We start from the raw sequence: 3,532 nt of genomic DNA on the forward strand, positions 1-3,532 counted from the left end.
AACCACCGTCAAACAATTTCGCAAATAACCTTTCAGAAAGCTTCAATCAACTTGCAACAGCGATCTACGCTTAAAGACACTTATGGATCCGAAAAAACAGCAAAGTAGTGAAGTTTGCTGATAATTTTGAGAATAGATATGCGTTTAAATTGACAGAAAGGCACCGTACAGAGCGATTTAAATATTTTGTGATAAAAACCACATTGAAATTAAAAACGCTTCTGTACGGTCCATTTTGAGGCAAATAAACCCATTGGTAAAGTTATGGATTTAGATAGGGGATATTAAACCAGATGTTTTTAAAAAAACGTAAACAGAAGGGGGGNGATGTTTTTAAAAAAACGTAAACAGAAGGGGGGAAAAAAGTTCGTTGCAACAGCGGTTGGATATGCACCATGGGGATTAGGGGTAGCTGAGTATTTTTACAATCTTTACGAATATGATGATGGTACAAGAGAATATGAAGAATTTGACGGTGGTCAGTATCATGAGATGCCTGAGAATGTTGATTACAGTACCAAGGCGCAAGTGAAAGCTTGGATATACGGTGGTGATTTGCCAAGAAGCGTATTGAGTTGCGAAGCGTTGATAGACGAGGTGAATAGGGAAATCAAAAAACGTACAGTTAAAGCAGTGAAAACTTATGATGATATAGACAACGAGCTAGAGAAAGCACTTGGTATTCAATTAGGTAGGTATCAAAATGAAAAAAATTAAAAAAAATAAAAAATACGTATTGACTTTAAAGAAAAGCTCGTTTATTAAGGTCGGCAAGTGCTCAAAACACTTAGCGAATAGCGGATAGACCACGAAAAGGTTTTTCCCATTTCTTAAAATACTGACTTTCTTTTGTGCTGTCTCTAGCATATAACGATTATGTCGGGTGTAGCTATGCCATACAATACCCTTCGCGAGGGAAAAGTATAGCGACGGACTATTCGCCGTGTTTTGAGCGCCCGGCGCCCTTATAGGGTTGTCAATTCAAAACTAATTTAAACGAATAGGTGTCAGCATGAACGCTACAGTTAAAAAGAGAAAACCATCCAAAAAATATGAATTGACTAATGAAATAGATCATATGACTGGTCTCACATTATACCGTATACGCGCCTTAAAAGATTTTGGAGATGTCAAGGCGGGGGATTTAGGTGGTTTTATAGAAAATGAAAGCAACCTATCGCATTATGGTACGTGCTGGGTATATGATAAAGCCCGCGTTTTTCAAAATGCCCGCGTTTCTGGGAATGCAAAAGTAAGAAGCTTTTTTGTAGACGTTTGTGGGAATGCAAAAATTTATGGGAATGCTATTTTTGAAGCTATTTTTATGGGAGGCAATGCGCGTCTTTATGGGAATGCTCATATTAAAGGTGCTGTTGTAATTGAAGGCAATGCAAAGATTTATGATAATGCCTATGTAACTGATCATGCTCATATTTCTGATGATGCCGTCATTTGTGATAATGCTCATGTTGGAGGCAATGCAAAAATAAGCGGTGCTGCTTATATTTGTGATGACGCGCGTGTTTTCGATGATGCCGTTGTATGTGGTGCTCTTATCTCAGGAGATTCTTATGTTCATAGCGCCGCTTCTTTAACAGCAGATGATCATATTTGGAATGAAGCATATCCCGAATTTGGTAGTGAAGATGATTATTATCGTCATGAGTATTATGATGATTTTGAAGACTATTATGATGCTGATCTTGAATCGGAAAATGATGACGATTTAGAATGTGAAAAAGAAGCTGCTTAATTAAACAATAGGGCGGTGCGGGGGCGCCTCCTTATAACCATTTCATTTAAAAATTTGTTTGAATATTAGATTAGGGAGCTACCTATGACCACTAAAACTGTATCCAAAAAATATGAACTTACTAATGAAACTACAGAAGTTAAAGACCATCTCTATGGTAGAGTTAGAACACTTTATCGCATTAAAGCTTTAAGAAGTTTTGGAAGTGTTAAAAAAGGAGATTTAGGGGGCTTTATTGAAAGTGAATACAACTTATCACATGATGGCAATTGCTGGGTTGGTGATGATGCCAAGGTTTATAATGCTGCTATGGTTTGGGGGCATGCGAAGGTTTTTGAAAATGCAATAATTTGTGATGAGGCGTGTGTTAATGGGTTTGCGAAGGTTTACGGTAATGTACGTGCTTATGGAAAGGCAATTATTGGTGGCAGGGCGCGTGTTTTTGGAGATACGCAACTTATTTTGGGGGCATGGGTTACAGGAAGAAAAGAGATTTCTACAGGTTTAATATCCTTTTGTAGATAGATAAAGACTGTAGAGGAATTGATTAAAGCGGCTGTGGCGTCTAAAAGATAGAATAAAAAAAAGCCGCGTCCTTTAAGACACGGCTTTTGTTTGCAACTGGAAACTTATACATTTTAAATGTTAAAATATATTACACAAAACGTGTAAAAATGCAAGCCTTAATACATAAAAACCGCATCAAAATGAATTGATACGGCTTTTATTATCAAAACAGCTAGCGATCTAAATAAACGATTAAAAGAAATAACCGAAATATAAAAGAACGTCTCTTTATTGCACAAAACGTATCAAAAAGCAAGCTGTTAAGTAAAATAAAAATGGGATTCACACTGTAGATTCAGTGATTTATAATTATCATTTATCAAATCAATTTAAATCATAATGAATAAAATGAACGCTGTTAAATTACCTTCTTTTCAAACAGAAGAACAATCTTCTTTTCGTCAACTACCCCATAATATTGAAGCAGAGAAAGCTTTGCTGGGTGCTATCATTATCAATAATAATGCTCTTGATAGCGTTTCTGATTTTTTAAAAGCAGAGCACTTTTTTGAACCGTTGCATCAAAAGCTTTTTGATATCATTTCACAAATTATTCAAAATGGAAAAGTTGCAGATCCCATTACTATTAAGCCCTTTGTTGAAAATGATGCGAAAATTGGTGACATCACTGTATATAATTACGTGGTGCGTTTAGCTAAAGAAGCTGTAACAATCATTAATACTAAAGATTATGGGAGTGTCATTTATGATCTGTTTATCCGACGCTCTTTAATTAACCTTGGCACTCAAGTTGTGAATAGAGCTTATGATGTTTCTGTAGAACTTACAACATCACAACAAATTGAAACTGTTGAAAATCAGTTATTTGAGCTAGCAGAAAAAGGAAAATATGGGGGTGGGTTTGAAAATTTTGATACAGCCATTGCAAAAGCACTTAACATGGCAAGCGCTGCGAAAAAGCGTTCTTCAAGGCTCTCAGGGATAGCTACCCATATCAAAACACTTGATGAGAAAATGGGGGGATTACAAGCATCTGATTTGATTATCCTTGCGGGGCGCCCTGCTATGGGGAAGACCTCTCTGGCGACCAATATTGCTTTTAATATTGCCAATGCTTGCAAGCGTCATGATAACAGCCAAGCCAATGAAGGGGGTATTGTTGGTTTCTTTTCACTTGAGATGTCAACTGAACAGCTTGCAACTCGTATTATCTCAGAGCAAATAAAGGTTTCTTCTTCTGATATGCGCCGT

The 3,532-nt window shown here is 36.7% G+C and carries 4 protein-coding genes; all 4 read left to right on the plus strand.

What is annotated here, in order from left to right; genetic code table 11:
* Nucleotides 1–327: 327 nt before the first annotated feature.
* The gene (locus ACFIMM_RS08115) at nucleotides 328–717 is read left to right on the plus strand and encodes a hypothetical protein (protein ID WP_375682662.1); all 390 of its coding nucleotides are present in this window, start codon (nucleotides 328–330) and stop codon (nucleotides 715–717) included.
* Nucleotides 718–1,012: 295 nt separating this feature from the next.
* Nucleotides 1,013–1,753, plus strand: a complete 741-nt coding sequence (locus ACFIMM_RS08120) for a hypothetical protein (protein WP_375682663.1) — start codon at nucleotides 1,013–1,015, stop codon at nucleotides 1,751–1,753.
* 84 nt (nucleotides 1,754–1,837) lie between these two features.
* Complete coding sequence (locus tag ACFIMM_RS08125; RefSeq protein WP_375612653.1) at nucleotides 1,838–2,278, plus strand: hypothetical protein; 441 nt, start codon at nucleotides 1,838–1,840, stop codon at nucleotides 2,276–2,278.
* A 390-nt stretch (nucleotides 2,279–2,668) separates the two neighbouring features.
* A partial coding sequence (locus tag ACFIMM_RS08130) for a DnaB-like helicase N-terminal domain-containing protein (RefSeq protein ID WP_375692693.1) occupies nucleotides 2,669–3,532 on the plus strand: 864 nt, incomplete at its 3' end.

This window comes from Bartonella sp. AP258QHHD, from assembly GCF_042196145.1.
Classification (GTDB): domain Bacteria; phylum Pseudomonadota; class Alphaproteobacteria; order Rhizobiales; family Rhizobiaceae; genus Bartonella.